25 protein-coding genes are annotated in these 26,303 nt (G+C 61.5%); 16 read left to right on the top strand and 9 right to left on the bottom strand.

Annotated elements, in window-relative coordinates:
• Positions 1–2: 2 nt before the first annotated feature.
• Positions 3–980 (bottom strand): alpha/beta hydrolase family protein, encoded by a 978-nt coding sequence (locus tag ACO77H_RS25180; protein ID WP_432754696.1) that lies wholly within the window; start codon positions 978–980, stop codon positions 3–5.
• 61 nt (positions 981–1,041) lie between these two features.
• Between ACO77H_RS25180 and ACO77H_RS25175 the strand changes: the two genes are divergently transcribed.
• The 10 genes from ACO77H_RS25175 (at position 1,042) to trpE (ending at position 13,357) form a co-directional block, all read left to right on the top strand.
• Positions 1,042–3,435, top strand: coding sequence for a PAS domain-containing sensor histidine kinase (locus ACO77H_RS25175; protein WP_432755785.1), 2,394 nt, complete (start codon positions 1,042–1,044; stop codon positions 3,433–3,435).
• A gap of 68 nt (positions 3,436–3,503) precedes the next feature.
• Positions 3,504–4,133, top strand: coding sequence for a response regulator (locus ACO77H_RS25170; protein ID WP_169953820.1), 630 nt, complete (start codon positions 3,504–3,506; stop codon positions 4,131–4,133).
• Between the two features lie 291 nt (positions 4,134–4,424).
• Complete coding sequence (locus ACO77H_RS25165) at positions 4,425–5,537, top strand: ABC transporter ATP-binding protein (RefSeq protein ID WP_432754695.1); 1,113 nt, start codon at positions 4,425–4,427, stop codon at positions 5,535–5,537.
• Between the two features lie 46 nt (positions 5,538–5,583).
• The gene (locus ACO77H_RS25160) at positions 5,584–6,624 is read left to right on the top strand and encodes an ABC transporter substrate-binding protein (protein ID WP_169953821.1); all 1,041 of its coding nucleotides are present in this window, start codon (positions 5,584–5,586) and stop codon (positions 6,622–6,624) included.
• 156 nt (positions 6,625–6,780) lie between these two features.
• Positions 6,781–8,028 (top strand): ABC transporter permease, encoded by a 1,248-nt coding sequence (locus ACO77H_RS25155; protein ID WP_169953822.1) that lies wholly within the window; start codon positions 6,781–6,783, stop codon positions 8,026–8,028.
• 12 nt (positions 8,029–8,040) lie between these two features.
• Positions 8,041–8,868, top strand: a complete 828-nt coding sequence (locus ACO77H_RS25150; protein ID WP_029296783.1) for an ABC transporter permease — start codon at positions 8,041–8,043, stop codon at positions 8,866–8,868.
• Between the two features lie 216 nt (positions 8,869–9,084).
• Positions 9,085–10,233, top strand: a complete 1,149-nt coding sequence (locus ACO77H_RS25145; RefSeq protein ID WP_432754694.1) for an iron-containing alcohol dehydrogenase — start codon at positions 9,085–9,087, stop codon at positions 10,231–10,233.
• A gap of 84 nt (positions 10,234–10,317) precedes the next feature.
• The gene (gene rpe / locus ACO77H_RS25140) at positions 10,318–10,992 is read left to right on the top strand and encodes a ribulose-phosphate 3-epimerase (protein WP_169953824.1); all 675 of its coding nucleotides are present in this window, start codon (positions 10,318–10,320) and stop codon (positions 10,990–10,992) included.
• Positions 10,989–11,807: a phosphoglycolate phosphatase gene (locus tag ACO77H_RS25135; protein WP_170042261.1), complete on the top strand. Its 819-nt coding sequence runs from the start codon at positions 10,989–10,991 to the stop codon at positions 11,805–11,807. Before rpe ends, ACO77H_RS25135 begins: the two co-directional genes overlap by 4 nt.
• Before the next feature lie 68 nt (positions 11,808–11,875).
• Complete coding sequence (gene trpE, locus ACO77H_RS25130) at positions 11,876–13,357, top strand: anthranilate synthase component I (RefSeq protein WP_169953826.1); 1,482 nt, start codon at positions 11,876–11,878, stop codon at positions 13,355–13,357.
• Between the two features lie 106 nt (positions 13,358–13,463).
• Here trpE and estP read toward each other — a convergent pair whose 3' ends face one another.
• Entirely contained in the window at positions 13,464–15,386 is a 1,923-nt protein-coding gene (gene estP / locus ACO77H_RS25125) for an esterase EstP (protein ID WP_170057654.1), read from the bottom strand.
• A gap of 420 nt (positions 15,387–15,806) precedes the next feature.
• Between estP and ACO77H_RS25120 the strand changes: the two genes are divergently transcribed.
• The 4 genes from ACO77H_RS25120 to ACO77H_RS25105 all read left to right on the top strand — a co-directional run bounded on the left by ACO77H_RS25120 (position 15,807) and on the right by ACO77H_RS25105 (position 19,145).
• Complete coding sequence (locus tag ACO77H_RS25120; RefSeq protein ID WP_038443772.1) at positions 15,807–16,400, top strand: aminodeoxychorismate/anthranilate synthase component II; 594 nt, start codon at positions 15,807–15,809, stop codon at positions 16,398–16,400.
• A 9-nt stretch (positions 16,401–16,409) separates the two neighbouring features.
• The gene (gene trpD / locus ACO77H_RS25115) at positions 16,410–17,459 is read left to right on the top strand and encodes an anthranilate phosphoribosyltransferase (RefSeq protein ID WP_170057655.1); all 1,050 of its coding nucleotides are present in this window, start codon (positions 16,410–16,412) and stop codon (positions 17,457–17,459) included.
• Entirely contained in the window at positions 17,456–18,292 is an 837-nt protein-coding gene (gene trpC / locus ACO77H_RS25110; RefSeq protein ID WP_169953828.1) for an indole-3-glycerol phosphate synthase TrpC, read from the top strand. The genes trpD and trpC overlap by 4 nt, the downstream gene beginning before the upstream one ends.
• Before the next feature lie 157 nt (positions 18,293–18,449).
• Positions 18,450–19,145: a lipoate--protein ligase family protein gene (locus tag ACO77H_RS25105; RefSeq protein ID WP_170042263.1), complete on the top strand. Its 696-nt coding sequence runs from the start codon at positions 18,450–18,452 to the stop codon at positions 19,143–19,145.
• Here ACO77H_RS25105 and crp read toward each other — a convergent pair.
• Positions 19,142–19,786: a cAMP-activated global transcriptional regulator CRP gene (gene crp / locus ACO77H_RS25100; RefSeq protein ID WP_169953830.1), complete on the bottom strand. Its 645-nt coding sequence runs from the start codon at positions 19,784–19,786 to the stop codon at positions 19,142–19,144. The two genes, ACO77H_RS25105 and crp, sit on opposite strands and share 4 nt — an antisense overlap.
• A 234-nt stretch (positions 19,787–20,020) precedes the next feature.
• Between crp and ACO77H_RS25095 the strand changes: the two genes are divergently transcribed.
• The gene (locus ACO77H_RS25095) at positions 20,021–20,443 is read left to right on the top strand and encodes an OsmC family protein (RefSeq protein WP_169953831.1); all 423 of its coding nucleotides are present in this window, start codon (positions 20,021–20,023) and stop codon (positions 20,441–20,443) included.
• 57 nt (positions 20,444–20,500) lie between these two features.
• On the opposite strand, the gene coq7 is transcribed toward ACO77H_RS25095, so the two are convergent.
• From coq7 to hemJ, 6 genes are all read right to left on the bottom strand, one after another.
• Positions 20,501–21,148 (bottom strand): 2-polyprenyl-3-methyl-6-methoxy-1,4-benzoquinone monooxygenase, encoded by a 648-nt coding sequence (coq7, locus tag ACO77H_RS25090; protein WP_169953832.1) that lies wholly within the window; start codon positions 21,146–21,148, stop codon positions 20,501–20,503.
• A gap of 151 nt (positions 21,149–21,299) precedes the next feature.
• Positions 21,300–21,638, bottom strand: a complete 339-nt coding sequence (locus tag ACO77H_RS25085) for a histidine triad nucleotide-binding protein (RefSeq protein WP_432754693.1) — start codon at positions 21,636–21,638, stop codon at positions 21,300–21,302.
• 46 nt (positions 21,639–21,684) lie between these two features.
• Complete coding sequence (locus ACO77H_RS25080) at positions 21,685–22,470, bottom strand: SDR family NAD(P)-dependent oxidoreductase (protein WP_169953833.1); 786 nt, start codon at positions 22,468–22,470, stop codon at positions 21,685–21,687.
• A gap of 63 nt (positions 22,471–22,533) precedes the next feature.
• Positions 22,534–23,496 carry a DUF805 domain-containing protein gene (locus ACO77H_RS25075; protein ID WP_432754692.1) on the bottom strand — a complete coding sequence of 321 codons (963 nt, stop codon included), beginning with the start codon at positions 23,494–23,496 and terminating at the stop codon, positions 22,534–22,536.
• Positions 23,497–23,563: 67 nt separating this feature from the next.
• Entirely contained in the window at positions 23,564–24,526 is a 963-nt protein-coding gene (locus ACO77H_RS25070) for an NAD(P)H-dependent flavin oxidoreductase (protein ID WP_169953835.1), read from the bottom strand.
• A gap of 35 nt (positions 24,527–24,561) precedes the next feature.
• Positions 24,562–24,990: a protoporphyrinogen oxidase HemJ gene (gene hemJ / locus ACO77H_RS25065; protein WP_169953836.1), complete on the bottom strand. Its 429-nt coding sequence runs from the start codon at positions 24,988–24,990 to the stop codon at positions 24,562–24,564.
• 136 nt (positions 24,991–25,126) lie between these two features.
• On the opposite strand from hemJ, the gene argC reads away from it, so the two are divergent.
• Positions 25,127–26,161, top strand: coding sequence for an N-acetyl-gamma-glutamyl-phosphate reductase (gene argC, locus ACO77H_RS25060; protein ID WP_170057659.1), 1,035 nt, complete (start codon positions 25,127–25,129; stop codon positions 26,159–26,161).
• The last annotated feature ends 142 nt before the right edge of the window (positions 26,162–26,303 follow it).

Here is a 26,303-nt window from a genome sequence, read left to right as displayed (position 1 = left end):
GGTCAAGTCCCGCTGCCTTGCGGGCTCAACCAGCCGCGAATACGCCGGTACAACTGTTCCTGGGCCGCTGAACTATTGCCGGGGATAGTCTTCAACGACACCTGCTTATAGTTGTCATTTTTCAGTCGTTTGCTCGCCTGGCTGCGTTCCAGCGCCATTTTGCTGGCCTGGGCATTGTCCTGGTAGAAGACATCGGCCGTTGCCAGCTTCAAGGTCGGCGCCAGCTGTTGCAGGTTCGGTTGGCGGCCTATCGGCGTTTGCGCCGCGACCATAATGAATTTCTGCACCTGCGCGGGTTGTTTTTCGCTCAGGTAGCGCGCTGCCCACCAGGCCCCGGAGCCGTGGCCCAGCAGCACTACGCTGCGGGCGTTCTGGGTCTGGGCATAGGCGACGGCGGCATCGATGCGGGCGAAGATACGGGTCGCATCGGTCTTGTCCTGCTCATCCGCGCCGGGGACCACGGCCGGGTCGGTGCCTTCGGCTTCGGCGCTGGCGGCCTGTTCGATCGGCTTGGGCGCGGCGGTGCTGGCATCCTTGCTACTGGTGTCGACGGCCGAGTCGGGGGCCTGGATGATTCGGGGCGCCAGGGTGTCCAGGCTCTGGTCCGGCAATGACAGGCTCAGGCTGCCCCACTCGGCATCTGGCAGCTTCTGGCGCAAAGGCCCGACGGCTTGCGGCCAGTCAGCGGTTTCCCCGGCGCCGGGGACGATAATCACCACGCCTTGCGGCTCGGCGCTGTTGGCCGGCTTCCACAGGGCCAGGAATGACTCGTCGCCAGCCTGCAATTGCTGCTGCTCCTGGGGCGGCAGTTGTCGCTCCAGGGCGCTGGCTTCCTCCTGGCTGCGCTCAAGCAGAGGCTGGCGTTGCGGTGGCTTTTCGGCGGCAGCCGGCGCGGTGTCAGCCGCCTGCACGCAAAAGGTGCTGGTAAACAGGAGCGACAGGCACAATGCTGGCAGTGTCGAACGGTGAAGCAGGGGCATAGTGCAATTCCGGCCAGAAGTGATCCCGGCAGCCTAATGGGTTGGATGTGAGATGTGAATGATGATTTTTCGCTGTCTGCTGGTTATCGGCTATCTGTGCTTTCCCTTGATGGCAAGTGCTGCGCCCGCGTCCGTGGTGTCGCCGGCGGTGCTCAACCCCCAGCAGCGCGAGTGGCTGGCGCAGCACCCGCAACTGCGGGTCGGCGTGGTGTTGCAGGCGCCTTACGCGCAATACGACCGGCGCCTGCAGCGGTTGTCCGGGGCCAATGTCGAGCTGATGCAGGCATTGGCCAAGGCGTTGAACATTGAGCTGAGCTGGCGCAACTTCCCCACGCAAGAACAGTTGGAGGACGCCTTGCGCGAGGACGCGGTCGACCTCGCGCCGGGCCTGCTGCAAACCCCGGCTGGCCTGCGCCTGTGGTTGTTTTCCGACCCGTATATGCGCGTGCCCCAGCACATCGTCGGCATTCGTGACGGCAGCGGCGCGGTGGATCTGGAAAAACTCGACGAACACTCAAGGGTCGCCGTGCGCATGCCCAGCGCCGTGGCTGATTACCTGCGCAGCAATTACCCCAACCTGAACCTGCAAGGCGTACCCCTGGAGCGCCAGGCCCTGCAATTGTTGGTCAGCCAGCAGGCGCGCTATGCCGTGATCGATGAGGCGCAGTTGAGCCGGCTGTCGGTCGAGCCAGAGTTCGCCAGCCTGGCGGTAGTGGGTGATATTGGCTTGCCGCAATTGCTGCGGGTGGCCACCCGGCGTGACTGGCCGGCCTTGGCGGACATTGTCGAGAGCGGCCTGCGGGCCATTCCCGCCCGTGAGCTGGAGCAATTGCACGCCCGTTGGCTGCAAGCCAAATACCCACGGCTGTCGGAATCACCGGGGTTCTGGCAAAACCTCAGCCTGTTGCTGGGCCTGTTGTTGCTCGCGTGCCTGGCGGTTGCTGTGTGGCAGCGTCGGCAAAAACATGCCCTGGAGCACCAGTTGCTGGCCGCGCGCGAGGAAAGCGCTGCCCGTGCCGCAGGCGCCGAAGCGTTGCGCCTGACCCAGTTTTCCATCGATCAAAGCACTGTCGGCATCCTCTGGGTCAATTGGGACAGCCATGTGCGCTACGCCAACGTCGCCGCCGAAGCGATGCTCGGCTACGGCCCGGGCGCGTTGATCGAACGCCCGTTGATCGAGTTCGAACCCAACTTGAGCATGGACCGCTGGCTGAACCTGTGGAAACGCGCCCGGGCCAGTGAAGACGGGCCGCAGAGCTTTGCCACCCAGTGCCTGCGTGCGGATGGCAGCCTGTTGCCCACGGATGTGTCCCTGAGTTTTCTGCGCTTTGCCGGTGGCGAATACCTGGTGGTGTACCTCAACGACGTTACCGAGCGCCGCCGGGCCTTGGCCGCGTTGCAGGAAAGTGAAGCGCGCCTGCAAGGCATCGCCGCCAATGTGCCGGGGTTGGTGTTTCGCCTGGAGCGCCTGCCGTTGAGCGCTGCCATCGATTTTGCCTATATCAGCGAGGGCAGTGAGCGCCTGGTGGGTTATTCGCCGTCCGTGCTCAGCCACCGCGATGTGGGGCTACGCAGCCTGGTACACCCGGATGATCGCGCCAGTTATCACCAGACCCAGGACCAGGCCATCGACACCGAGAGCAACTGGTCGTGGCAGGGCCGCATCCTCACTCGGCAAGGCGAGCAGCGCTGGGCCGAGATCAAGGCCGTCACGCGACGCCTGGATGATGGCGCGGTGGTCTGGGACGGGATCGTTTGGGACATCAGCGACAGCAAGCGCATCGAATTGGAACTGGACGCTTCGCGGGCGCAGCTGCGCGAGCTGTCGGCCCACCTGGAGACCGTGCGCGAGGAGGAGAAAGCGCGGATCGCCCGCGAAGTCCACGATGAGCTGGGGCAAATGCTCACGGTGCTGAAGCTGGAAACGTCCATGTGCGAGTTGGCCTACGCGCAATTGGACCCCGGCCTGCACGAGCGCCTGAACAGTATGAAGCGTCTGATCGCGCAGCTGTTTCAACTGGTCCGTGATGTGGCCACCGCGCTGCGCCCGCCGATTCTCGACGCCGGGATCGCCTCGGCCATCGAATGGCAGGCGCGGCGGTTCGAGGCGCGCACGCAGATCCCTTGCCTGGTGCAAGTGCCGGATAATCTGCCGGCATTGAGCGACGCCAAGGCCATCGGCCTGTTCCGCATCCTGCAAGAGGCGCTGACCAATGTCATGCGCCATGCCCAGGCGCATACTGTGGAGCTGACCCTGGTGGTGGAGGGCGCCAATCTGCGCCTGACCATCAGCGATGATGGCGCAGGCTTCGTCCCTGCGCCGGGGCGCCCGGTATCGTTTGGCCTGGTGGGTATGCGCGAGCGGGTGCTGATCATGGGCGGGCGGTTGACCCTCGACAGCGAGTTGGGGGAGGGCACCACCCTCAGCGTTACAGTGCCGTTGGATTCGCCATAGATCCCTTGTGGTCTTGCTCCCACATTTTGAATGTCGGCGTTTAATCGCTATAGAGAGAGGAAATTGCCGTGATCCGCGTATTGGTAGCCGAAGACCACACCATCGTCCGTGAAGGCATCAAGCAGTTGATCGGCCTGGCCAAGGACCTGCTGGTGGTGGGCGAGGCGGGGAACGGCGAGCAGTTACTGGAAGCCTTGCGCCATACACCTTGCGAGGTGGTGCTGTTGGATATTTCCATGCCCGGGGTCAATGGCCTGGAGGCGATTGCGCGGATCCGTGCGCTGAACAATCCACCGGCAATCCTGGTGTTGTCGATGCATGACGAGGCGCAAATGGCCGCCCGGGCGTTGAAGGTCGGCGCGGCAGGGTACGCCACCAAGGACAGCGATCCGGCGCTATTGCTGACGGCGATCCGCAAGGTGGCCGCGGGCGGGCGCTATATCGACCCGGACCTGGCGGACCGCATGGTGTTCGAAGTCGGCCTCACCGACACCCGGCCGTTGCATTCGCTGTTGTCCGAGCGCGAGTTCTCGGTGTTCGAGCGTTTGGCCCAGGGTGCCAACGTCAACGATATCGCCCAGCAACTGGCCCTGAGCAGCAAGACCATCAGCACCCACAAGGCGCGGTTGATGCAAAAGCTCAACATCACCTCCCTGGCAGAACTGGTGAAGTACGCGATGGAGCACAAACTCCTGTAGGTGCCCGGCTTGCCGGTGGTGGCTATCTTGAGGGCGCCATCGCCGGCAAGCCGGGCTCCTACAGGGAGGCGTATCTATTTGCGACACCCCGGCAGCACCCCGCAGCCCATGCCTGCGGCTTGTCACGTCCTCCTGGCAGCCCAACTGTCCCATGCCCGCCATCCGTGTAGGGCAATCCCTACCCCGAACCTTCCACCGCGCTGATGCCAATCTCTCTTGCGCCCCGATTTTCGTGGGCTGGCGCCTGGACTACGCTTGCTCCACAGCAGTCCAAAACACAAAGGTGCGGGTATGAGCGAGGTGGATTCAAATGATGTGCTGGTCAGCTTTCGTGGTGTGCAAAAGAGCTACGACGGCGAGAACCTGATCGTCAAAGACCTCAACCTGGACATTCGCAAAGGCGAGTTCCTCACCTTGCTGGGGCCGTCCGGCTCGGGCAAGACCACCAGCCTGATGATGCTGGCGGGCTTTGAAACGCCGACCGCCGGGGAAATCCTCCTGGCCGGGCGCTCCATCAATAACGTGCCGCCGCACAAGCGCGACATTGGCATGGTGTTCCAGAACTACGCGCTGTTCCCGCACATGACCGTGGCCGAGAACCTGGCGTTCCCCCTGACCGTACGCGGCTTGAGCAAGACCGATGTCAGCGAGCGGGTCAAGCGCGTGCTGAGCATGGTCCAGCTCGACGCCTTCGCCAAGCGCTACCCGGCGCAGCTCTCCGGCGGCCAGCAACAACGGGTGGCCCTGGCCCGGGCACTGGTGTTCGAGCCGCAGTTGGTGCTGATGGACGAACCCCTCGGTGCCCTCGATAAACAGCTGCGTGAACACATGCAGATGGAGATCAAGCACCTGCACCAGCGCCTCGGCGTGACGGTGGTCTACGTGACCCACGACCAGGGTGAAGCCCTGACCATGTCCGACCGGGTGGCGGTGTTCCACCAGGGCGAGATCCAGCAGATCGCACCGCCGCGCACCTTGTATGAAGAGCCGAAAAACACCTTCGTCGCCAACTTCATCGGCGAGAACAACCGCCTTAACGGCCGCCTGCACAGCCACACCGGCGAGCGCTGCGTGGTCGAGCTGGCGCGGGGCGAGAAGGTCGAGGCGCTGGCGGTGAATGTCGGGCAGATCGGGGGGCCGGTGACGCTGTCGGTGCGCCCGGAGCGGGTCAGCCTCAACGGTTCCAGCGAAAGCTGCAGCAATCGCTTCTCGGGTCGGGTGGCCGAATTTATCTACCTGGGCGACCACGTGCGTGTGCGCCTGGAAGTCTGCGGCAAGGCTGATTTCTTTGTGAAACAACCGATCGCCGAGCTGGACCCGGCGCTGACGGTCGGCGATGTGGTTCCGATTGGCTGGCAAGTCGAGCACGTTCGCGCACTCGACCCACTTCTAGAGGCGAACTGATCGCCCCCTTGGCTTCATCCAACCCTGCACGTGGAGAGAACAATAAATGTTGAGATCCCTGAAATTGACCGCCCTGGCCATTGGCCTGGCGGGTGCTTCACAGGTCATGGCTGGTCCTGACCTGACGGTGGTGTCGTTTGGCGGCGCGAACAAGGCGGCCCAGGTCAAGGCCTTCTATGCGCCGTGGGAAAGCGCGGGCCACGGCAAGATCATCGCCGGCGAGTACAACGGCGAGATGGCCAAGGTCAAAGCCATGGTCGACACCAAGAGCGTGTCCTGGGACCTGGTGGAAGTCGAATCGCCGGAGCTGTCCCGTGGCTGTGACGAAGACATGTTCGAGCCGCTGGACCCTGCACTGTTTGGCAACACGCAAGATTACGTGAAAGGCGCGATCCAGCCCTGCGGCGTGGGTTTCTTCGTGTGGTCCACCGTGCTGGCCTACAACGCCGACAAGCTCAAGGCGCCACCAGGCGGCTGGGTGGATTTCTGGGACACCCAGAAATTCCCCGGCAAGCGTGGCCTGCGCAAAGGCGCCAAATACACCCTGGAATTTGCCCTGATGGCTGACGGTGTAGCGCCCAAGGATGTCTACAAAGTGCTGGCCAGCAAAGATGGCCAAGACCGCGCCTTCAAGAAACTCGATGAGCTCAAGCCGTCGATCCAATGGTGGGAAGCCGGCGCCCAGCCGCCGCAGTACCTGGCCTCGGGTGATGTGGTGATGAGTTCGGCCTACAACGGCCGGATCGCTGCCGTGCAGAAAGAGAGCAACCTGAAAGTGGTGTGGAACGGCGGCATCTACGATTTTGATGCCTGGGCGATCCCCAAGGGCCTGGGCAAGGAACGCGCCGAGGCGGCGAAGAAATTCATCGCCTTCTCCGTCGCACCGCAACAGCAGAAAACCTATTCGGAAAACATCGCCTACGGCCCAGCCAATACCCAGGCCGTACCGTTGCTGGCCAAGGACATCCTCAAGGATATGCCGACCACCCCGGAAAACATCGCCAACCAGGTGCAGATCGATGTGAGCTTCTGGGCGGATAACGGCGAGCAGTTGGAGCAGCGCTTCAACTCCTGGGCTGCCAAGTAATAAGCCCCACCGCTAAACCCCTGTAGGAGCTGGCTTGCCTGCGATGGCATCACCTCGGTAGACGTGACACACCGAGGCGCTGCCATCGCGGGCAAGCCCGGCTCCCACAAGGGGCCTTTAACACGGGTCTCAACTGTAGATTTTCCGGAGTTTGCCATGGCCATCGCCGTTCCCTCGAACGAGGTCACCACCCCCAGCTTGAAACAGCGCCTGGCCCGTGCCGAGCGGCTTAACCGCTGGAAGGCCCAGGCCTTGATCGCGCCGCTGGTGGTGTTTTTGCTGCTGGTGTTCCTGGTGCCCATCGTTGCGCTGCTCTACAAAAGCGTCGGTAACCCGGAAGTGGTCGCCGGCTTGCCGCGTACCGTGGTGGCGGTGACTGCCTGGGATGGTCGCGGCTTGCCCGACGAGCCGGTGTATCAGGCTATCAGCGAGGACCTGGGCGAAGCCCGTAAAAACCAGACCTTGGGCGACCTGTCCAAGCGCCTGAACATGGAACTGGCGGGCTATCGCAGCCTGTTGACCAAAACTGCGCGGGCGCTGCCGTTTAGCGAAGTGCCGGCCTCTTATAAAGAAGCGCTGGAAAACCTCGACGAACGCTGGGGCGACCCCGCGTACTGGCAGGCAATCCGCCGCAACACCAGCAGCCTTACGCCTTATTACCTGCTGGCGGCCGTCGATCATCGGATCGACGACCTCGGTGAAGTCGCGCCGGCCACCCCGGACCAGGCGATCTACCTCGATATCTTCGCCCGCACCTTCTGGATGGGCCTGGTGATTACCGTGTGCTGCCTGCTGCTGGCCTATCCGCTGGCGTACTTGCTGGCCAACCTGCCGGCGCGGCAAAGCAACCTGTTGATGATCCTGGTGCTGCTGCCCTTCTGGACCTCGGTACTGGTGCGTGTCGCCGCGTGGATTGTGTTGCTGCAGTCCGGCGGCTTGATCAACGGCGCGCTGATGAGCCTGGGCATTATCGATAAGCCCCTGGAGCTGGTGTTCAACCGGCTTGGGGTCTACATCTCCATGGTGCATATCCTGTTGCCGTTCATGATTTTGCCGATCTACAGCGTGATGAAGGGTATTTCGCCGACCTATATGCGTGCGGCGATTTCGCTGGGCTGTCACCCCTTTGCCAGTTTCTGGCGGGTGTACTTCCCGCAGACCTACGCGGGCGTCGGTGCCGGCTGCCTGTTGGTGTTTATCCTGGCGATTGGCTATTACATTACCCCGGCCCTGCTGGGCAGCCCTAACGACCAGATGGTCAGCTACTTCGTGGCGTTCTACACCAACACCAGCATCAACTGGGGCATGGCCACTGCGCTGGGCGGCTTGCTGCTGCTGGCGACCGTGGTGCTGTACCTGATCTACAACTGGCTGGTGGGCGCCAGCCGCCTGCGCCTGAGCTGAGGAGCGCCTGACATGTCCAGCAGTCCTTATATGTCACCCATCGAGCGGGTGTGGTTCTACAGCTTGCGGATCCTCTGCGGCCTGATCCTGTTGTTCCTGATCCTGCCGGTGCTGGTGATCATCCCGCTGTCATTCAACTCGGGGAGTTTCCTGGTGTACCCGCTGCAGGGGTTTTCGCTGCACTGGTACCAGGACTTCTTCGCCTCGGCGGAATGGATGCGTGCCCTGAAAAACAGCATCATCGTCGCCCCGGCGGCCACGGTGCTGGCGATGGTGTTCGGTACATTGGCTGCCATCGGCCTGACCCGTGGGCATTTTCCCGGCAAGGCGCTGGTGATGGCCCTGGTGATTTCGCCGATGGTGGTGCCGGTGGTGATTATCGGCGTGGCGAGTTACCTGTTCTTCGCTCCGCTGGGGCTGGGCAACAGCTTCTTTTCACTGATCGTGGTGCATGCGGTACTGGGCGTGCCCTTTGTGATCATCACCGTGTCGGCAACGTTGCAGGGCTTCAACCATAACCTGGTGCGGGCAGCGGCCAGCCTGGGGGCATCGCCGCTGACCGCGTTTCGCCGGGTGACGCTGCCGCTGATTGCGCCGGGGGTGATTTCCGGGGCGCTGTTTGCCTTTGCCACCTCGTTCGATGAGGTGGTGGTAACGCTGTTCCTCGCCGGGCCCGAGCAGGCCACCTTGCCTCGGCAGATGTTCAGCGGCATCCGCGAAAACCTCAGCCCGACCATTGCCGCAGCGGCGACTCTGCTGATTGCCTTCTCGGTGGTGCTGTTGCTGACCCTGGAATGGCTGCGTGGGCGCAGCGAAAAACTGCGTACGGCACAGGTCTGACTGCTGAAACCCTATCATCTGTAGGAGCTGGCTTGCCTGCGATGGCCTCGACTCGGTACACCTGATGCACCGAGTCGAGGCCATCGCAGGCAAGCCAGCTCCTACATTGACCGGGTTCGCTTTGAATGATCTGGCCATTCAGCCGCTGAATGGCAGACAACCCATATTCCCCAGCTATTCTTGTGCCAGCCCCCAACTTTATAAGAGGCCGCGCACATGAGTATCTCCTCATTCAAGATCGCCCATAAATTGCTCACCGGCCCAGGTGCCATCGAGCAATTGGCCGCCGAGCTGACCCGGCTGGATGTCGATAACCCGCTGATCGTCACCGATGCCGCACTGGTCAAGTCCGGCACTGTGCAATTGGCGTTGGCGCAGTTGGGGGATCGCCCCTTTGAGATTTTCGACCGGGTACTGCCCGACCCGGAGATCGCCATCGTCGAAGACTGCATGCAGGTGTACCGCGAAGGCGGGCATGACGGCCTGATCGGTGTGGGCGGCGGCAGTGCCATCGATATTGCCAAGAGCGTCGCCGCCTATGCCGGGTATCACGGCGCCCTGGCGGATTTGTTCGGGGTGGACCAGGTGCCGCGCAAGGGCCCGCCGCTGATCGCCATTCCCACTACGGCCGGCACCGGGTCGGAGGTGACCAATGTGGCGATTCTCTCGGACAAGGCCGCGCAATTGAAAAAAGGCATCGTCAGCGACTACCTGCTGCCGGACGTTGCGCTGATCAGCCCGCAAATGACCCTGACCTGCCCGCGCAGTGTCACGGCGGCCAGTGGTGTGGATGCCCTGGTGCATGCCATCGAGTCGTATCTGTCGCTGAACGCTTCGCCGATCACCGATGCCCTGGCTATCGGGGCGATCAAGTTGATCGCCAAGGCCTTGCCCAAGGCCTACGCCAACCCTTCCAACCTGCAGGCGCGTGACGATATGGCCACCGCCAGCCTGATGGCCGGCATGGCCTTTGGCAATGCCGGGGTGGGCGCGGTGCATGCGTTGGCCTACCCGTTGGGCGGGCGTTTCAATATTGCCCACGGGGTGAGCAACGCATTGCTGCTGCCTTACGTGATGCACTGGAACAAACTGGCCTGTGTCGAGCGCATGCAGGATATCGCCCAGGCCATGGGGGTGAACGTCACGGGCTTGAGCGTCAACGATGCGGCGGACCAGGCCGTGGCGGCCATGACGCGACTGTGTGCCGCAGTGGAGATCCCTTGCGGCCTGCGCAGCTTTGGCGTGCCCGAGGATGCGATCCCGGCCATGGCGGTAGAGGCGGCGGGAATCGAGCGCCTGATGCGCAACAACCCACGCAAGCTGAGCGCGGCGGATATCGAGAAAATCTACCGCGCCGCCTACTAACCATTGAGTCAGGTCACGGTGCGCGCAGCAAAGCATGAGGTATACAATGCGCGCCATCGTGATTTAGCTCAGAAAAGGTGCGTCATGCAGCCCTTCGTTATTGCTCCATCGATCCTCTCCGCCGACTTCGCCCGCCTGGGTGAAGAAGTGGACAACGTGTTGGCCGCCGGTGCCGACTTCGTACACTTCGATGTCATGGACAACCACTATGTGCCGAACCTGACCATCGGCCCGATGGTATGCGCGGCGCTGCGCAAGTACGGCGTGACCGCGCCCATCGATGTGCACCTGATGGTCAGCCCGGTGGACCGCATCATCGGCGACTTCATCGAAGCCGGTGCGACCTACATCACCTTCCACCCGGAAGCCACGCTGCACATCGACCGTTCCCTGCAACTGATCCGCGAAGGCGGCTGCAAGGCCGGGCTGGTGTTCAACCCGGCGACCCCGCTGGACACGCTCAAGTACGTGATGGACAAGGTCGACATGGTCTTGCTGATGAGCGTCAACCCAGGGTTTGGCGGGCAGAAGTTCATCCCCGGCACCCTCGACAAACTGCGTGAAGCCCGTGCGCTGATCGATGCCTCTGGCCGCGATATCCGCCTGGAGATCGACGGTGGGGTCAACGTCAGCAACATCCGTGACATCGCGGCGGCTGGCGCCGATACCTTCGTCGCCGGCTCGGCGATCTTCAACACCCCTGACTACCAGGAAGTGATCGCCAAAATGCGTGCAGAACTGGCGCTGGCGCGTCCATGAGCGGTTTTGAGCAGCTGTTCCCCGGTCAATTGCCGCGGCTGGTGATGTTCGATCTGGACGGCACCCTGGTCGACTCGGTGCCGGACCTGGCGGCTGCGGTGGATCACATGTTGCTCAAGCTGGGGCGCAAACCGGTCGGTATCGAGTCGGTGCGCGACTGGGTCGGCAACGGTGTGCAGGTGCTGGTGCGCCGTGCCTTGGCCAACCATATCGACGCCGAGGGCGTCGATGACGTGGAAGCCGAGCACGCGCTGGAGCTGTTCAATGCGGCCTACGAAGACGGCCACGAACTGACCGTGGTTTACCCCGGCGTGCGCGACACCCTCAAGTGGCTGCACAAGCAGGGCGTGGAAATGGCCCTGATCACCAACAAGCCGGAGCGCTTTGTCGCGCCGTTGCTGGACCAGATGAAGATCGGCCGGTATTTCCGCTGGATCATCGGCGGCGATACCCTGCCGCAGAAAAAGCCCGACCCGGCAGCGCTGTTCTTTGTGATGAAAATGGCCAATATCCCGGCTTCCCAGTCGCTGTTTGTCGGCGACTCGCGCAGTGATGTGCTGGCGGCGAAAGCGGCGGGGGTCAAGTGCGTGGCCTTGAGCTACGGCTACAACCATGGCCGGCCGATCGCCGAAGAGTCGCCAGCGCTGGTCATTGATGACCTGCGACGGCTAATCCCCGGTTGCTTGGGAGCGGGCGCTGAGATAACGTTGCCCGACGCTGTCCCATCCCCTTCTGGAAATCCCATCGTGGTGGTCACTCGCAAACTCTGGATGAAAGTCATCAAGGCCCTGGCCCGCTGGCGTTGGCGCGCCTGACTGATCCTGGCCGCGCAGCGGCACGTTTGCATACCTGACTGTTAGACCCTCACGCCACGAGGCACCTCATGATCCGCGAAGAATTCCTGCGTTTGGCCGCTGCCGGCTACAACCGCATCCCCATGGCCCGGGAAACCCTGGCTGACTTCGATACACCGCTGTCGATCTACCTGAAACTGGCCGATGAGCCCAATTCCTATCTGTTGGAATCGGTACAGGGCGGCGAGAAGTGGGGCCGGTATTCGATCATCGGCCTGCCGTGCCGCACGGTCCTGCGGGTGCATGACCATCACGTCAGCATCACCCATGACGGCATCGAGATCGAAAGCCACGATGTGCAAGACCCGCTGGCCTTCGTCGAAGCCTTCAAGGCGCGCTACAACGTGCCGACCATCCCTGGCCTGCCGCGTTTCAATGGCGGCCTGGTGGGGTATTTCGGCTACGACTGCGTGCGCTATGTAGAGCAGCGGCTGGGCAAATGCCCGAACCCCGATCCGTTGGGCGTACCGGACATCTTGCTGATGGTTTCCGACGCGGTGGTAGTGTTCGACAACCTGGCCGGCAAGATGCACGCGATCGTGCTCGCCGACCCGGCCCAGGCCGACGCGTTCGAGCAAGGCCAGGCCAGCCTCGAAGCCCTGCTGGACAAGCTGCGCCAGCCGATCACCCCGCGTCGCGGCCTGGACCTCAGCCGTCCACCGGCGGCCGATCCGGTGTTCCGTTCCAGCTTTACCCAGGATGACTACGAGCGCGCGGTCGATACCATCAAGGAGTACATCCTCGCCGGTGACTGCATGCAAGTGGTGCCGTCGCAGCGTATGTCCATCGACTTCAAGGCGGCGCCCATCGACTTGTACCGGGCCCTGCGTTGCTTCAACCCGACGCCGTACATGTACTTCTTCAACTTTGGTGACTTCCACGTGGTGGGCAGTTCGCCGGAAGTACTGGTGCGCGTCGAAGACAACCTGATCACCGTGCGCCCGATTGCCGGTACGCGCCCTCGTGGCGCGACCGAAGAGGCCGATCTGGCGCTCGAAGAGGACCTGCTGTCGGACGACAAGGAAATCGCCGAGCACTTGATGCTCATCGATCTTGGGCGTAACGACACCGGGCGCGTTTCGGAAATCGGCTCGGTGAAGCTCACCGAAAAAATGGTGATCGAGCGTTATTCCAACGTGATGCACATTGTGTCCAACGTCACCGGCGAGCTGAAGGCCGGCCTGACGGCAATGGACGCGCTGCGCGCAATTCTGCCGGCGGGCACCTTGTCTGGCGCACCGAAAATTCGCGCGATGGAAATCATCGACGAACTGGAGCCGGTCAAGCGTGGTGTCTACGGCGGCGCCGTGGGTTATTTCGCGTGGAATGGCAACATGGACACCGCCATTGCGATCCGCACGGCGGTGATCAAGGACGGTGAACTGCACGTGCAGGCGGGCGGCGGGATCGTGGCCGACTCGGTGCCGGCCCTTGAGTGGGAAGAAACCCTGAACAAGCGCCGAGCGATGTTCCGTGCGGTGGCGTTGGCCGAGCAGACGCCGCAAGACTGACGGTCGATCCCGATCTAAATGTGGGGTTGGGCTTGTGTGGGAGCGGGCAAGTCGAATCGTCGCACCGCCGCTCCCACATGGGTTTTATGTTGTTTTTAAGGCTGCGTTAGAAATCCAGGCTCACCCCCACACTGACCCCTTGCTGGGTCAGGCTGTCATCCTTCCTCACGTTGTACGCCGCGCGCAGTGCCAACTCCTGGGTAAGCTTGTGGCTGACCCCGAGGCTCAGGCGATCGGAGTTGCTGCGGGGGGTGTAGCCGTCCAGCTTGAAATCGATCCCCTGCACGCTGTTGAGCGAAATGTTCACCTTTTGGGTGTCATTCTCGAACTCATGCTCGTGAGCCACTTCGCCAAAAACCTGGGTTTGCGGAGTGACGCGGTAGCTACCCTGCAGGCCAACGCCCAGGCGCCTGGAGTCGCGTTGCTGATCATCAAAGGTCAGCGCGGTGGAGCGGTTGCCTTTTTCCCCGTAGCCATCGACTTCGACTCGCGCATAGTCGGCGCTGATGAACGGCGAAAGGTGCCAATCGCTGCCGACCCCGGCAATGTCGTAGCCCACCCGGCCACTCAAGGCCCAGAGCCAGCCGTCGGTGTCGCCTTTTTCCGAGCTTTCACTGACGCCCAGGGCGAACTTGCGCTTGAGGCTGTCGAAGTCCAGCCGGCCGCCGGTCAACGCGGCATCAGCCCACCAGTGGTTGTGCTGATACTGCGCGAATGCGCTGCCCATGTAGCTGTTGAGCTTGTAGTCCGAGTCGCTGGCGCCGGCTTCGAGCGTCTGGCGATACAGCCCGGCCGCCACGCCTACGCGCCAACTGTCGTCGAGGCGATAGCTGGCGCCGACATTCAGGTTGTAGCCACTGCCGTCGCCACTGGCGGAGCTGCCTTGACCGTCGAAGTCCAGGCGCTGGCCACCACCGGCGACAATTGCGCGCCATTGGCCCACGGCCTGCCAGTTGCCGTTGTCCGCCTGCCATTGGTTGCGCAACTCATCCTGGTGGGCGCGCAGTGTGCCGTGGGCCATTTCCGGCAACAGCGTCAGCTCCCAGGGAGCGGCGAGCAGCGAATAGGCATAGTCGGCGATCAAGCGTTGCCCGGCGACGGTGGGGTGGACCGAGTCGTTGTAGATCAGTTTGGTCGGGTCCGGGTTGGTGCCGCCGATGCCATAGGTCGGGTTGGCGGTGCAGCTGTTGCCACTGAAGCAGGTGCCGGTAAGGTTCTGCCCGGTCGCCAGGCCAAATCGGCCAGGGTCGGCGAAGGATTCCTGCAACAGCAGTGGAATATTCAACGGGATGATCTGGGCATCGATCTGCGACAGGCGCTGTACCAATGCCTGGTTGAAAATATTACTCAGGGCGGACGTCGCAGCTTGCTGCGGCGTGCCGTTGATGGCGGGTGTCAGGCCCAGGTCGGGCAGCATCCACACCATGATGTAGCGCGCGCCGGCTTGTTGCAGGGCCTGGGCACTGTCGGCCAGGCGCCCGCCTGCGGCAACGGCTTGGCCTGGACTGAGGACGCGCTGTTGCAGGAAGTCATTGCCGCCACCGGACAGAAAATACAGGGCGTTGGGGTCGGCGCGTCCGCCGTTTGCCGGCAGATACCCCTGGCGGCTGCGCAACACCGTGCCGGCGCCCGCATTGCCCGGAGGGATCGCCGTGTTGGATAGCGAGGTGATGGAATCCAGGATGTTGTCGGTACGGTAGCCGCCGACCGCCCAGTTGTTGCCATCAGGCAAGCCTTGGGCCGCGCGAACCGGAGAGGTGGAGGCATTCAGGTCGTTCGCTGCCACGCCTAGTTTGGAGCCCAGCAGGGTCGAGGAAACCAGGCCGTAGTCGCCCTGGAATGTGGGACCGGTACGGTTGGTAAAACGCAGGGTGGCACCGGACAGACCATCGGGAAACTGGCCCGCGTCCGCCAGGCTATCGCCGAAAACGACCATGGTTGAATAAGGTGAAGGGGCTGCAAACGCCTGCGCGCAGGCCAGCGCCAGGAGGCAGGCGGCAAGGGGCGCAACAAAAGATGGTCTGAGCATACGCAATTCCATGTGATTGTTTTTGTATCGGAAGTGAAACACTAGCAATGTAGTGGGAGTTGCCTGTGAGGAAAATCGTTTTTTTCCTACAAACCCTTTGTCATGCCCCCCGTATTTGCTGCTCCATATTGCACCGCTGGCGAGGCTACGTTACTGTGCGGGAACGTATGAATGAGACCCTCCCCGTGTTGATCATCAGCAAACTCTTGATGCGAGTAGTCAAGGCACACGCCCGTTGGCGTTGGCGCGCCTGAATTTTCTCTGCCGGCCCGGCCGGACCTGTACCGATTTGCCTTCTTCACCCTTTGTTCGACGCCCCTTGCCGGCTGACCCCGGCAACCGGAAAGTGCGTCTGGCAGCGGGTCACTCTCTTGGAAGGCGGTCATTCGAAATCAGTGAATTCAAGAGGTTTGAACCCACATGTTGCTGATGATTGATAACTACGACTCCTTTACCTACAACGTTGTGCAATACCTGGGCGAGCTCGGTGCCGAGGTCAAGGTGGTGCGCAACGATGAAATGACCGTGGCACAGATTGCTGCCCTGAACCCTGAGCGCATTGTGGTTTCCCCTGGCCCGTGCACGCCGACCGAGGCGGGTATCTCCCTGGAAGCCATCCAGTTTTTCGCCGGCAAGCTGCCGATCCTCGGGGTTTGCCTGGGCCACCAGTCCATCGGCCAGGCGTTCGGCGGCGACGTAGTGCGCGCCCGCCAGGTGATGCACGGCAAGACCAGCCCGGTGTTCCATAATGATCAGGGCGTGTTCCAGGGCCTGAACCTGCCGGTGACGGTGACCCGCTACCACTCGTTGGTGGTCAAGCGCGAAACCTTGCCCGAGTGCCTGGAGCTGACGGCCTGGACCCAGTTGGAAGACGGCTCGGTCGACGAGATCATGGGCCTGCGGCACAAGACACTGAATGTCGAAGGGGTGCAATTTCACCCTGAATCGATTCTGACCGAGCAGGGCTACGAGCTGTTCGCCAACTTTCTCAAGCAGAGCGGCGGCACGCGCTAAGGACTTTCCATGGATATCAAGACTGCCCTGAGCCGTATCGTCGGCCATCTGGACCTGAGCACCGCTGAAATGAGCGATGTGATGCGCGAAATCATGACCGGTCAATGCACCGATGCGCAGATTGGCGCCTTTATGATGGCCATGCGTATGAAGAGCGAGAGCATCGACGAAATCGTCGGCGCCGTCTCGGTGATGCGCGAGTTGGCGGACAAGGTCGAGCTCAAGACCCTCGACGGCGTGGTCGATGTGGTCGGCACCGGCGGCGATGGTGCGAATATTTTCAACGTCTCGACGGCCTCCTCCTTCGTGGTGGCGGCTGCCGGTTGCACCGTAGCCAAGCACGGCAACCGTGCTGTATCCGGCAAGAGCGGCAGTGCCGACCTGCTGGAGGCAGCAGGTATCTACCTGAACCTGACCCCGGTGCAGGTGGCGCGCTGCATCGACAGCGTTGGCATCGGCTTTATGTTTGCCCAGTCCCACCATGGTGCGATGAAACACGCCGCCGGACCGCGCAAGGACCTTGGCCTGCGTACCCTGTTCAACATGCTTGGCCCGCTTACGAATCCGGCCGGTGTGAAACATCAGGTGGTGGGCGTGTTCAGCCAGGCACTGTGCCGGCCATTGGCCGAAGTCCTGCAGCGCCTGGGTAGCAAGCATGTGCTGGTGGTGCACTCCAAGGATGGCCTGGACGAATTCAGTCTTGCGGCGCCGACCTTTGTGGCGGAACTGAAGAACGATCAGGTCACTGAGTATTGGGTCGAGCCAGAGGATCTGGGCATGAAGAGCCAGAGCCTGCACGGCCTGGCGGTGGAAAGCCCGGCCGCTTCCCTGGAATTGATTCGCGATGCCCTGGGGCGTCGCAAGACTGAAAACGGTCAGAAAGCGGCAGAGATGATTGTTCTGAATGCTGGCGCGGCACTTTACGCAGCCGATCACGCCTATAGTCTTACAGAAGGTGTCGCCTTGGCCCACGATGCGCTGCATACGGGTCTGGCTCGCGAAAAGCTCGAAGAGCTGGGAGCATTCACGGCCGTATTCAAAATGGAGAATGAAGGATGAGCGTGCCAACAGTCCTGGAAAACATCCTCGCCCGTAAAGCTGAAGAAGTCGCCGAGCGCCGCGCCCGCGTGAGCCTGGCCGAGCTGGAAGGCCTGGCGAAAAGCGCCGATGCACCGCGCGGCTTCGCCAATGCCCTGATCACCCAGGCCAAGCTCAAGCAGCCAGCGGTGATCGCCGAGATCAAAAAGGCCTCGCCAAGCAAAGGCGTGATCCGCGAGCACTTCGTGCCAGCAGAGATTGCTGCCAGCTATGAGAAAGGCGGGGCGACCTGCCTTTCGGTGTTGACCGATATCGACTACTTCCAGGGCTCCGACGCTTACCTGCAACAAGCCCGCGCCGCGTGCAAGTTGCCGGTGATCCGCAAGGACTTCATGATCGACCCGTACCAGATCGTCGAGGCCCGGGCGTTGGGCGCCGATTGCGTGCTGTTGATTGTTTCGGCGCTGGACGACGTGCAGATGGCCGAACTGGCGGCAGTTGCCAAGGGCGTGGGCCTGGATGTATTGGTCGAGGTCCACGACGGTGACGAACTGGAACGCGCGCTGAAAACCCTCGACACACGCTTGGTGGGGGTCAACAACCGCAACCTGCACACCTTTGAGGTCAGCCTCGAAACCACCCTGGACTTGCTGCCGCGCATTCCCCGCGACCGCCTGGTGATTACCGAGAGCGGTATCGTCAATCGTGCGGATGTGGAGCTGATGGAAATCAGCGACGTCTACTCGTTCCTGGTTGGCGAGACCTTTATGCGTGCGGAGAATCCTGGGGCTGAGTTGCAGCGCCTGTTTTTCCCGGAGCGTGGTCTGCCGGTCAGCGGCTCGACGCTGGATTGATTCAAAACGCGGTCACGGTAGGAGCTGGCTTGTGTGGGAGCTGGCTTGCCTGCGATAGCAGACTTTCAGTCAATGCATTGGTGACTGATACGTTGCTATCGGGAGCAAGCCAGCTCCCACATTTGTTTTTGTGTTTATTCAGAGAGGTAGATGCCCGATGATCCAGCCCGTAGCGATGACCGTTGAAGCAGGCCTTGCCGCCGAGCAAGACTTGCTGGCCGCCGTCTGCGCGGGTGAGCAATCATTCGGCCTGCTGTTTTGGCAACCCAGTGACCAGGCATTGGTAATGCCTCGGCGTCTGAGCCGCCTGCCCGCATTTGACGCGGCCAGCCAGGTATCGGCGGCCCACGGCTGGCCGGTGTTGCTGCGCGAAACCGGGGGCGAGCCGGTGCCGCAGTCAGCGGCGACGGTGAACATTGCACTGGTCTACGCGCCGCCACGTAGTGAGGGCGACCAGGGTCGGATTGAAACCGGATATTTGCGCCTGTGCCAACCCATCTGCGATTTGCTGACCGAGTTGGGCGGCGATGCCTCCGTGGGCGAAATCGACGGTGCCTTTTGCGATGGTCGCTATAACGTCAATCTCGACGGACGCAAGATGGTCGGCACTGCCCAGCGTTGGCGCCAGAGTGGTGGGCGCCCGGTGGGCCTGGTGCATGGCGCACTGTTGCTGGATAACCATCGTGAGGAACTGATTGCTGCGGTCAATCGCTTCAATCAGGCGTGTGGCCTGGAGCAACGGGTGCGCGCTGACAGCCATATCGCCCTGCATGAAGCTTTTGCGGCGCCGGATGCGATCAGCCGCCTCGACGGTTTGTACCGGCAGATGCTGGCGCAGGTCTTTGCGCACTAGCGAGTGCCGAACACCACCATCGTCTTGCCTTTGACGTGAACCAGGTTGCGTTCCTCCAGATCCTTGAGCACTCGACCGACCATCTCCCGCGAACAACCGACGATGCGCCCGATTTCCTGGCGCGTAACCTTGATCTGCATGCCGTCGGGATGAGTCATGGCGTCTGGCTGCTTGCACAGCTCCAGCAGGCAGCGGGCGACACGCCCGGTGACATCGAAGAACGCCAGGTCGCCGACTTTGCGGGTGGTGTTGCGCAAGCGCTGGGCAATCTGGCCGCTCAGGGCGTAGAGGATGTCTGGATCCTGTTCGGCCAGCTCGCGAAATTTTGCATAGCTGATTTCCGCGACCTCACACTCGATCTTGGCCCTCACCCAGGCGCTACGCTCCTGTTCTTTTCCGGCTTGCTCAAACAGGCCCAGCTCGCCGAAAAAGTCCCCGGTATTGAGGTAGGCGATGATCATCTCGCGGCCGTCTTCATCCTCGATCAGGATCGTGACCGAACCTTTGATAATGAAGAACAGGGTTTCCGAGCGCTCCCCGGCGCAGATGATGTTCTGCTTGGCCGGATAGCGTCGACGCTGACAGTGGGTCAGCAACTTATCGAGGTTCTTGATCTTGGGTATGGGGGTAATAGCAACCATGGTTGTATCCCGAAAAGACTGCACGGTGTGGTTGGACTTATATTTTTATCGAGCGAGGTCCATCCAATGGATGGCAATGCGCCATTGATTTGGCGCCAGCTTAACAGACACATTCTGACTCGATCAGGGAATTTATCTATCACGGCCTACTGTTGATCGTATTGCGGGTGGGCACTGCGCTCGCGAGGGCCTGTGATAAGCTGGCGCCCCTTTTTTAGCAGTGGAGTCTGGGCGATGAAGGCACGCATCCAATGGGCGGGCGAAGCCATGTTCCTCGGTGAATCGGGCAGCGGCCATGTGGTGGTCATGGATGGCCCGCCGGAAGCCGGTGGTCGCAACCTGGGTGTACGGCCCATGGAAATGCTCCTGCTTGGCGTGGGCGGCTGCAGCAACTTCGATGTGGTCAGCATCCTGAAGAAGTCGCGCCAGGCGGTGGAAAGCTGCGAAGCCTTTCTAGAAGCCGAACGCGCGACTGAAGACCCGAAGGTGTTCACCAAGATCCATATGCATTTTGTGGTCAAGGGCCGCGCGCTGAAAGAAGCGCAGGTCAAGCGGGCCGTCGAGCTGTCGGCGCAGAAGTACTGCTCGGCCTCGATTATGCTCGGCGCGGCCGGTGTGGCCATTACTCATGATTACGAGATCGTTGAGTTGGGTTGATCACTGGATCAACCGGCAAAAAAGAAAGGGCGCTTTGAAAGCGCCCTTTTTTGCAGCTCAGATCCGGTAGGTGCTTTTGGTCATGACCTTGGCCAGCAGGCTCATGCCAAACCTAACCGGTGCCGGGAAGCGGAAACCGCCGGCATCCAGTGCGCTTTCTGCGTGATGTTCTTCGTCGATACGCATCTGCTCAAGAATCGCCCGGGACTTTTCGTCCTCGGCCGGCAGTTGTTCCAGATGCTCATCCAGGTGCTTGCAGACCTGGTGCTCGGTCGCTGCGACAAAACCCAGGCTGACCTTGTCGCTGATCAGGCCGGCAGCGGCGCCGATACCAAACGACAAACCATAAAACAGTGGGTTCAGCACGCTGGGGTGGCTGCCCAATTGGCGGATACGTTGTTCACACCAGGCCAGGTGGTCGATTTCTTCCTCGGCCGCATGCTCCATGGCTGCGCGTACTTGCGGCAGCTTGGCGGTCAATGCCTGACCCTGGTACAGCGCCTGGGCACAGACTTCACCGGTATGGTTGATACGCATCAGGCCTGCGACGTGGCGGGTATCCGTCTCGCTCATTTGCGCTTCGGGTTGCACGATGGCAGGTGACGGGCGATACGGCTGGCCGCTGAAGGGCAGCAGCGTGCGCATGGCCGTGTCGGCTTGCAGCAACAGTCGGTCAATCGGCGAGTAGTGACGTTGGGTAGTCATGCTGACCTCCGGGAAAAATCTCGGCGGCCAGTTTACCGCAAGAGAGGGGCGTGCGTTTGCGCTGGGTCATGCTTCTTATAAGGGCTGGCTTGCCGGCGATGAGGCTCTTGAGGCCGCCATCGCCGGCAAGCCGGCCCCTACAATTGGGGTTTCAGCCCGGTGGCCAGTTCATCTGGCGTTGACCCAGTACATGCATATGAATGTGATAGACGGTCTGGCCGCCATCTTCATTGCAGTTCATTACCACGCGAAAGCCTTTTTCGCAGCCTTGCTCCACGGCCAGGCGCTGGGCGGTGAACAGGATGTGTCCTGCCAGGCCTTTGTCCTCTTCCGTCAGGTCGTTGAGGGTGCGGATCGGCTTCTTCGGAATCACCAGGAAATGCACGGGGGCCATTGGCGCAATATCGTGGAAGGCCAGGACCTGGTCATCCTCGTAGATAATCCTCGCGGGTATTTCTCTGCTGATGATCTTGGTGAACAGAGTATCCACAGCTGTTTCTCCATTATGAAAGTGCAGGGTGAGTGTACCCAGCAGGTCAACGCGGGCAATAGGCCTTGTTGATGGCGCCGGCAATCTTGCGGGTCAGCCAGCGTGGGCTCAAGCGCGGGCTGAACGCCAGCCAGCGATTACGGCGACCGGGAACAATGATCGCCTTGTTCTTTGCCAGGGCACGTACGGTGTGCAGTGCCACTTCTTCCGGGCTTATCAGCTGCTGACGGTCCAGCTTGGCGGTGTCCATCTGTGCGGTGCCGAAGAAGGCGGTGCGTGTCGGGCCGGGGCAGAGCACTGAAACCTTGATGCCGCAGCTCTTCAGCTCTTCGCGCAGGCCTTCGGAGAAATGCAGCACATAGGCCTTGCTGGCGTAGTAGGTGCTCATCCATGGCCCCGGCTGGAAGGCTGCGACCGAGGCGACGTTGAGAATCTGCCCACCGCCGTGCAGGGCCATGGAGTTACCCAGCGCGTGGCACAGGCGGGTCAGGGCAAGGATGTTGACTTCGATCAGGTCCTGCTCGGTCATCCAGTCCTGGGCGAGGAATGGGCCACTGGTGCCGATACCGGCGCAGTTGACCAGCAAGTCGATCTGCCGCTCACCTTCTTCCAGCTCCAGCAGGAACCCAGACAGGCGCAATGGCTCGCCCAGGTCACAGGCGCGGAACAACACCTCGACGCCGAAGCGTTGGGTCAGCTCAATGGCAATACTTTCCAACTGATCACGCTGGCGGGCCACCAGAATCAAGCTGCGGCCGCGACGGGCCAGTGCTTCAGCCAAGGCCAGGCCGATGCCGCTGGAGGCACCGGTGATCAGAGCGTAACGGGTCATGCGTTTCTCCATCGCAACGCCTCCGAGCCTGCGACAGATGCGTCACAGGCGTGGGGCGTTTTTTCATTCTTGCGTAGAGTCTACAGGTTCGGCCGCATCGTCAGCACTTTGCACATCTTCTTCACCCACGATGACGCTCTGATCAGCGTCTTCATCGGTGGTCATGGAGCTGTTTTCATAGCCACCGTCCACGCTGCTTTCGAGCTGGTCCAGGTAACCGCTCATGGCCAGCATCACCGTAGCGGCGAATATCAATGGGAGCAGCGCCAGCCACAGGGTGGCCAGGACCTTCACCGCGGTCGAGTTGCGTGGCGGTGGCGCACCATACTGGTTGGCACCCGCATTGCCAGGCAGCACGATCAGCAGGATCGGGAAAATGCTGCCCACGATCGGTACAAGGTTCAGGAACCATAACCAGCCGGACCAGCCCAGGTCATGTAGGCGCTGCACGGTGATCTGGACACTGATCCACACAGATGCCACGAGCACGACGAAACCGAGCAGTGAGCCAATGATGATCGCCCCAGTGGGAGATACCGCGGCAATACCCAGGCCCACGGTAAACAGGGCGCCCACGACGGTGAACAAGGCCAGGCTCAGCACCAGGGTCCAGGCGAGGAAGCGCAAGCGCCCGATACGCCCGTTGACGGTAAACACCTTGAGGGTGGAAAACTCTGGAAGGTTTTCCCCTACAACTGCGCGCGGCGGTGCGTATGGTGAGGCGGCTGGACGCGAAAAATCGGCGGTCGCGGAGTCGGTCTCATGGGTTTCAGCCAGGCTGAAGGCCACGGGTTGTTCGGCTTCGATGCGCGCATCGACGCCGGCGTTTTTCAGGGCTGCCAGATAGGTGTCGGCATCGGCGTGAGAAAGGTCGCGCTTCAAGGCCACCGGGCGCCCGGTGAAGAGTTTTTCAATCGCTTCGACGTCGCTTTTGAATAATTCGGCCAGGTTCAGCTTGGCGGTGGTGCTTTCGACACCCGGGAGCAGGGCTCCATCAAACACAATCTTGAAACGGTTGTCGCTCATGCGGGCATCCTTGTCACTTTTCAGGGGTAATGCAGGCCTGCTTCAATGGGCAGGCCTGGCGGGTGAGTCAGCGCGGCCAGCGCAATTGTGCCGCTTGCTCGCGTGCCTTGCGGTATTCGGCATCGAGGCGGGCAACCAGTTCATCGACGCTGGGCAAATCGTCAATCTCTCCGACGCCTTGGCCGGCGGACCATACAGTCTTCCAGGCCTTTGCCTCGTCGCTGAGTGGCTTGAGCTTGGAGCCAAAGTTCACTTCGCCCTTGCCTTGCAGGGCGGCAAGGTCGAAACCGGCGTTTTCCAGGCTTTGGCGCATAAAGCTTGCGGGCACGCCCGACACCGCCGGAGTGTGCACGATATCGGCTGCGCGCGATGTGAGCAGCATCTCTTTATAGGCATCGGGGGCGTGGCTTTCAGTGGTGCCGATAAAGCGCGTGCCGAAATACGCGAGGTCAGCCCCGAGCAATTGTGCGGCTAGGATCTCGTGCCCATGGTTCAGGCAGCCGGCCAGCAGAAGGGTCTTGTCGAAGAACTGGCGGATCTCGGCGATCAGCGAGAACGGGCTCCAGGTGCCGGCATGGCCGCCAGCCCCCGCCGCCACGGCGATCAGTCCGTCGACGCCGGCTTCTGCGGCTTTTTCCGCATGGCGCCGGGTAGTGACGTCGTGGAACACCAGGCCGCCGTAGCTGTGTACGGCGTCTACCAATTCCTTGACCGCACCCAGGCTGGTGATAACGATCGGCACCTTGTGCTCGACGCAGATCGCCAGGTCAGCCTCAAGGCGCGGGTTGCTGTTGTGCACGATCAAGTTGACCGCGTAGGGCGCGGGGTTTTCCAGCAGTGCCAGGCCCGCCTCGATTTCTTCCAGCCAGGCCTTGAACCCGCTGCTTTCGCGCTGGTTGAGTGCCGGGAAACTCCCGACCACGCCATTGCGGCAGCACGCCAGGACCAGTTGCGGATTGGAAATCAGGAACATCGGCGCAGCCACTACGGGCAGGCGCAGGCGTTGTTCTAGCAAAGCGGGCAGCGACATTGGAAGTACCCCAGGTTAAGTGCGGCTGATTAGAGTTAGAACGGCTTTACGACGACCAAAATTACAATAGCCAGCAATATCAGAACTGGCACTTCATTGAACCAGCGATAAAAGACATGGCTGCGGGTGTTTTCGCCACGGGCAAAACGTTTTACCTGGGCGCCACACATATGGTGGTAGCCGATCAGGATCACCACCAAGGTCAGTTTGGCGTGCATCCAGCCACCTTGGCTGAAGACACTCGGGTTAAGGCTGATCAACCAGATGCCGAATACCAGCGTGGCGATCATCGCCGGCAGCATGATGCCCTTGTACAGCTTGCGCTCCATGATGCAGAAGCGCTCCTGGCTGACGGCATCCTGGCTTTGTGCGTGGTAGACGAACAGGCGCGGAAGGTAAAACAGCCCGGCAAACCAGCAGACAATGCTGACGATATGAAAGGCTTTGAGCCATAGATAAAGCATTTTTAGTTATTCCCAGGTTCACGGTAACTGGAGATAGTAGAGGTTAGAGTGCGCGCACGTCACGTTGACGGTTGTCGCAGAACGATACGGCCCCTATTATCGACGGCTTTCCAGTGGGTTCGTTGAGGGCAGGTTTATGGTCAAGGTCGGTATCGTCGGCGGCACGGGTTACACCGGTGTCGAATTGCTGCGTCTGTTGGCTCAGCATCCGCAAGCTGAGGTGGTGGTCATCACCTCCCGATCCGAGGCCGGCCTGGCCGTTGCCGATATGTATCCCAACCTGCGCGGTCATTACGACGGCCTGGCGTTCAGCGTTCCGGATATCAAGACCCTGGGCGCCTGCGATGTGGTGTTTTTCGCGACCCCCCACGGTGTTGCCCATGCGTTGGCCGGCGAGCTGCTGGCCGCCGGGACCAAGGTCATTGACCTCTCGGCGGACTTCCGTTTGCAGGATGCCGATGAGTGGGCCAAGTGGTACGGCCAGCCCCATGGTGCTCCAGAGCTGCTTGAAGAGGCGGTGTATGGTTTGCCAGAGGTTAATCGTGAGCAGATCAAGCAGGCGCGTCTGATCGCCGTGCCGGGTTGCTATCCGACGGCTACGCAGCTGGGTTTCCTACCGCTGCTGGAAGCTGGCCTGGCGGATGCCTCGCGCCTGATTGCCGACTGCAAGTCGGGGGTCAGCGGTGCCGGTCGTGGTGCGGCCGTAGGCTCCTTGTACTCCGAGACCTCGGAAAGTATGAAGGCGTATGCCGTGAAAGGGCATCGTCACCTGCCGGAAATTCGCCAGGGCTTGCGCCTTGCGGCTGGCAGTGACGTCGGCCTGACGTTCGTGCCGCACTTGACCCCGATGATCCGTGGGATTCACTCGACACTGTATGCAACGGTCGTGGATCGCTCGGTGGATCTGCAGGCATTGTTTGAAAAGCGTTATGCCAATGAGCCGTTCGTCGATGTAATGCCTGCCGGTAGCCACCCGGAAACCCGCAGCGTGCGCGGTGCCAACGTGTGCCGGATTGCCGTGCATCGGCCGCAGGATGGCGACCTGGTAGTGGTGTTGTCGGTAATCGATAACTTGGTCAAGGGCGCGTCGGGCCAGGCTGTACAGAACTTGAACATCTTGTTCGGCCTGGATGAGAAGCTTGGCTTGTCCCACGCCGGCATGCTGCCTTAAGGCTTTGGCTGCTGTGCAAAAGGCCCGTTGATCGGGCCTTTCGTGTTTTTAAGGGGCGCCGGGCAGATTGATATACCGTAACAATAGTTGACCGCTTTTCTAGGAGAAGCGGATAATGGCCGCCATCACGCATATGGCGGCG

The organism is Pseudomonas sp. WMBT8 (assembly GCF_050916005.1).
GTDB lineage: Bacteria > Pseudomonadota > Gammaproteobacteria > Pseudomonadales > Pseudomonadaceae > Aquipseudomonas.
The sequence above is the reverse complement of the archived record's forward strand: the minus strand, read 5'-3'. Positions and strand labels throughout refer to the sequence as shown.

What these genes read in the sequence shown, in the direction of transcription:
- ACO77H_RS25180 (WP_432754696.1), bottom strand. Translation starts at nt 980, where the DNA reads ATGCCCCTGCTTCACCGTTCGACACTGCCAGCATTGTGCCTGTCGCTC.
- ACO77H_RS25175 (WP_432755785.1), top strand. Translation starts at nt 1,042, where the DNA reads ATGATTTTTCGCTGTCTGCTGGTTATCGGCTATCTGTGCTTTCCCTTG.
- ACO77H_RS25165 (WP_432754695.1), top strand. Translation starts at nt 4,425, where the DNA reads ATGAGCGAGGTGGATTCAAATGATGTGCTGGTCAGCTTTCGTGGTGTG.
- ACO77H_RS25160 (WP_169953821.1), top strand. Translation starts at nt 5,584, where the DNA reads ATGTTGAGATCCCTGAAATTGACCGCCCTGGCCATTGGCCTGGCGGGT.
- ACO77H_RS25155 (WP_169953822.1), top strand. Translation starts at nt 6,781, where the DNA reads ATGGCCATCGCCGTTCCCTCGAACGAGGTCACCACCCCCAGCTTGAAA.
- ACO77H_RS25150 (WP_029296783.1), top strand. Translation starts at nt 8,041, where the DNA reads ATGTCCAGCAGTCCTTATATGTCACCCATCGAGCGGGTGTGGTTCTAC.
- ACO77H_RS25145 (WP_432754694.1), top strand. Translation starts at nt 9,085, where the DNA reads ATGAGTATCTCCTCATTCAAGATCGCCCATAAATTGCTCACCGGCCCA.
- rpe (WP_169953824.1), top strand. Translation starts at nt 10,318, where the DNA reads ATGCAGCCCTTCGTTATTGCTCCATCGATCCTCTCCGCCGACTTCGCC.
- ACO77H_RS25135 (WP_170042261.1), top strand. Translation starts at nt 10,989, where the DNA reads ATGAGCGGTTTTGAGCAGCTGTTCCCCGGTCAATTGCCGCGGCTGGTG.
- trpE (WP_169953826.1), top strand. Translation starts at nt 11,876, where the DNA reads ATGATCCGCGAAGAATTCCTGCGTTTGGCCGCTGCCGGCTACAACCGC.
- estP (WP_170057654.1), bottom strand. Translation starts at nt 15,386, where the DNA reads ATGCTCAGACCATCTTTTGTTGCGCCCCTTGCCGCCTGCCTCCTGGCG.
- ACO77H_RS25120 (WP_038443772.1), top strand. Translation starts at nt 15,807, where the DNA reads ATGTTGCTGATGATTGATAACTACGACTCCTTTACCTACAACGTTGTG.
- trpD (WP_170057655.1), top strand. Translation starts at nt 16,410, where the DNA reads ATGGATATCAAGACTGCCCTGAGCCGTATCGTCGGCCATCTGGACCTG.
- trpC (WP_169953828.1), top strand. Translation starts at nt 17,456, where the DNA reads ATGAGCGTGCCAACAGTCCTGGAAAACATCCTCGCCCGTAAAGCTGAA.
- ACO77H_RS25105 (WP_170042263.1), top strand. Translation starts at nt 18,450, where the DNA reads ATGATCCAGCCCGTAGCGATGACCGTTGAAGCAGGCCTTGCCGCCGAG.
- crp (WP_169953830.1), bottom strand. Translation starts at nt 19,786, where the DNA reads ATGGTTGCTATTACCCCCATACCCAAGATCAAGAACCTCGATAAGTTG.
- ACO77H_RS25095 (WP_169953831.1), top strand. Translation starts at nt 20,021, where the DNA reads ATGAAGGCACGCATCCAATGGGCGGGCGAAGCCATGTTCCTCGGTGAA.
- coq7 (WP_169953832.1), bottom strand. Translation starts at nt 21,148, where the DNA reads ATGACTACCCAACGTCACTACTCGCCGATTGACCGACTGTTGCTGCAA.
- ACO77H_RS25080 (WP_169953833.1), bottom strand. Translation starts at nt 22,470, where the DNA reads ATGACCCGTTACGCTCTGATCACCGGTGCCTCCAGCGGCATCGGCCTG.
- ACO77H_RS25075 (WP_432754692.1), bottom strand. Translation starts at nt 23,496, where the DNA reads ATGAGCGACAACCGTTTCAAGATTGTGTTTGATGGAGCCCTGCTCCCG.
- ACO77H_RS25070 (WP_169953835.1), bottom strand. Translation starts at nt 24,526, where the DNA reads ATGTCGCTGCCCGCTTTGCTAGAACAACGCCTGCGCCTGCCCGTAGTG.
- hemJ (WP_169953836.1), bottom strand. Translation starts at nt 24,990, where the DNA reads ATGCTTTATCTATGGCTCAAAGCCTTTCATATCGTCAGCATTGTCTGC.
- argC (WP_170057659.1), top strand. Translation starts at nt 25,127, where the DNA reads ATGGTCAAGGTCGGTATCGTCGGCGGCACGGGTTACACCGGTGTCGAA.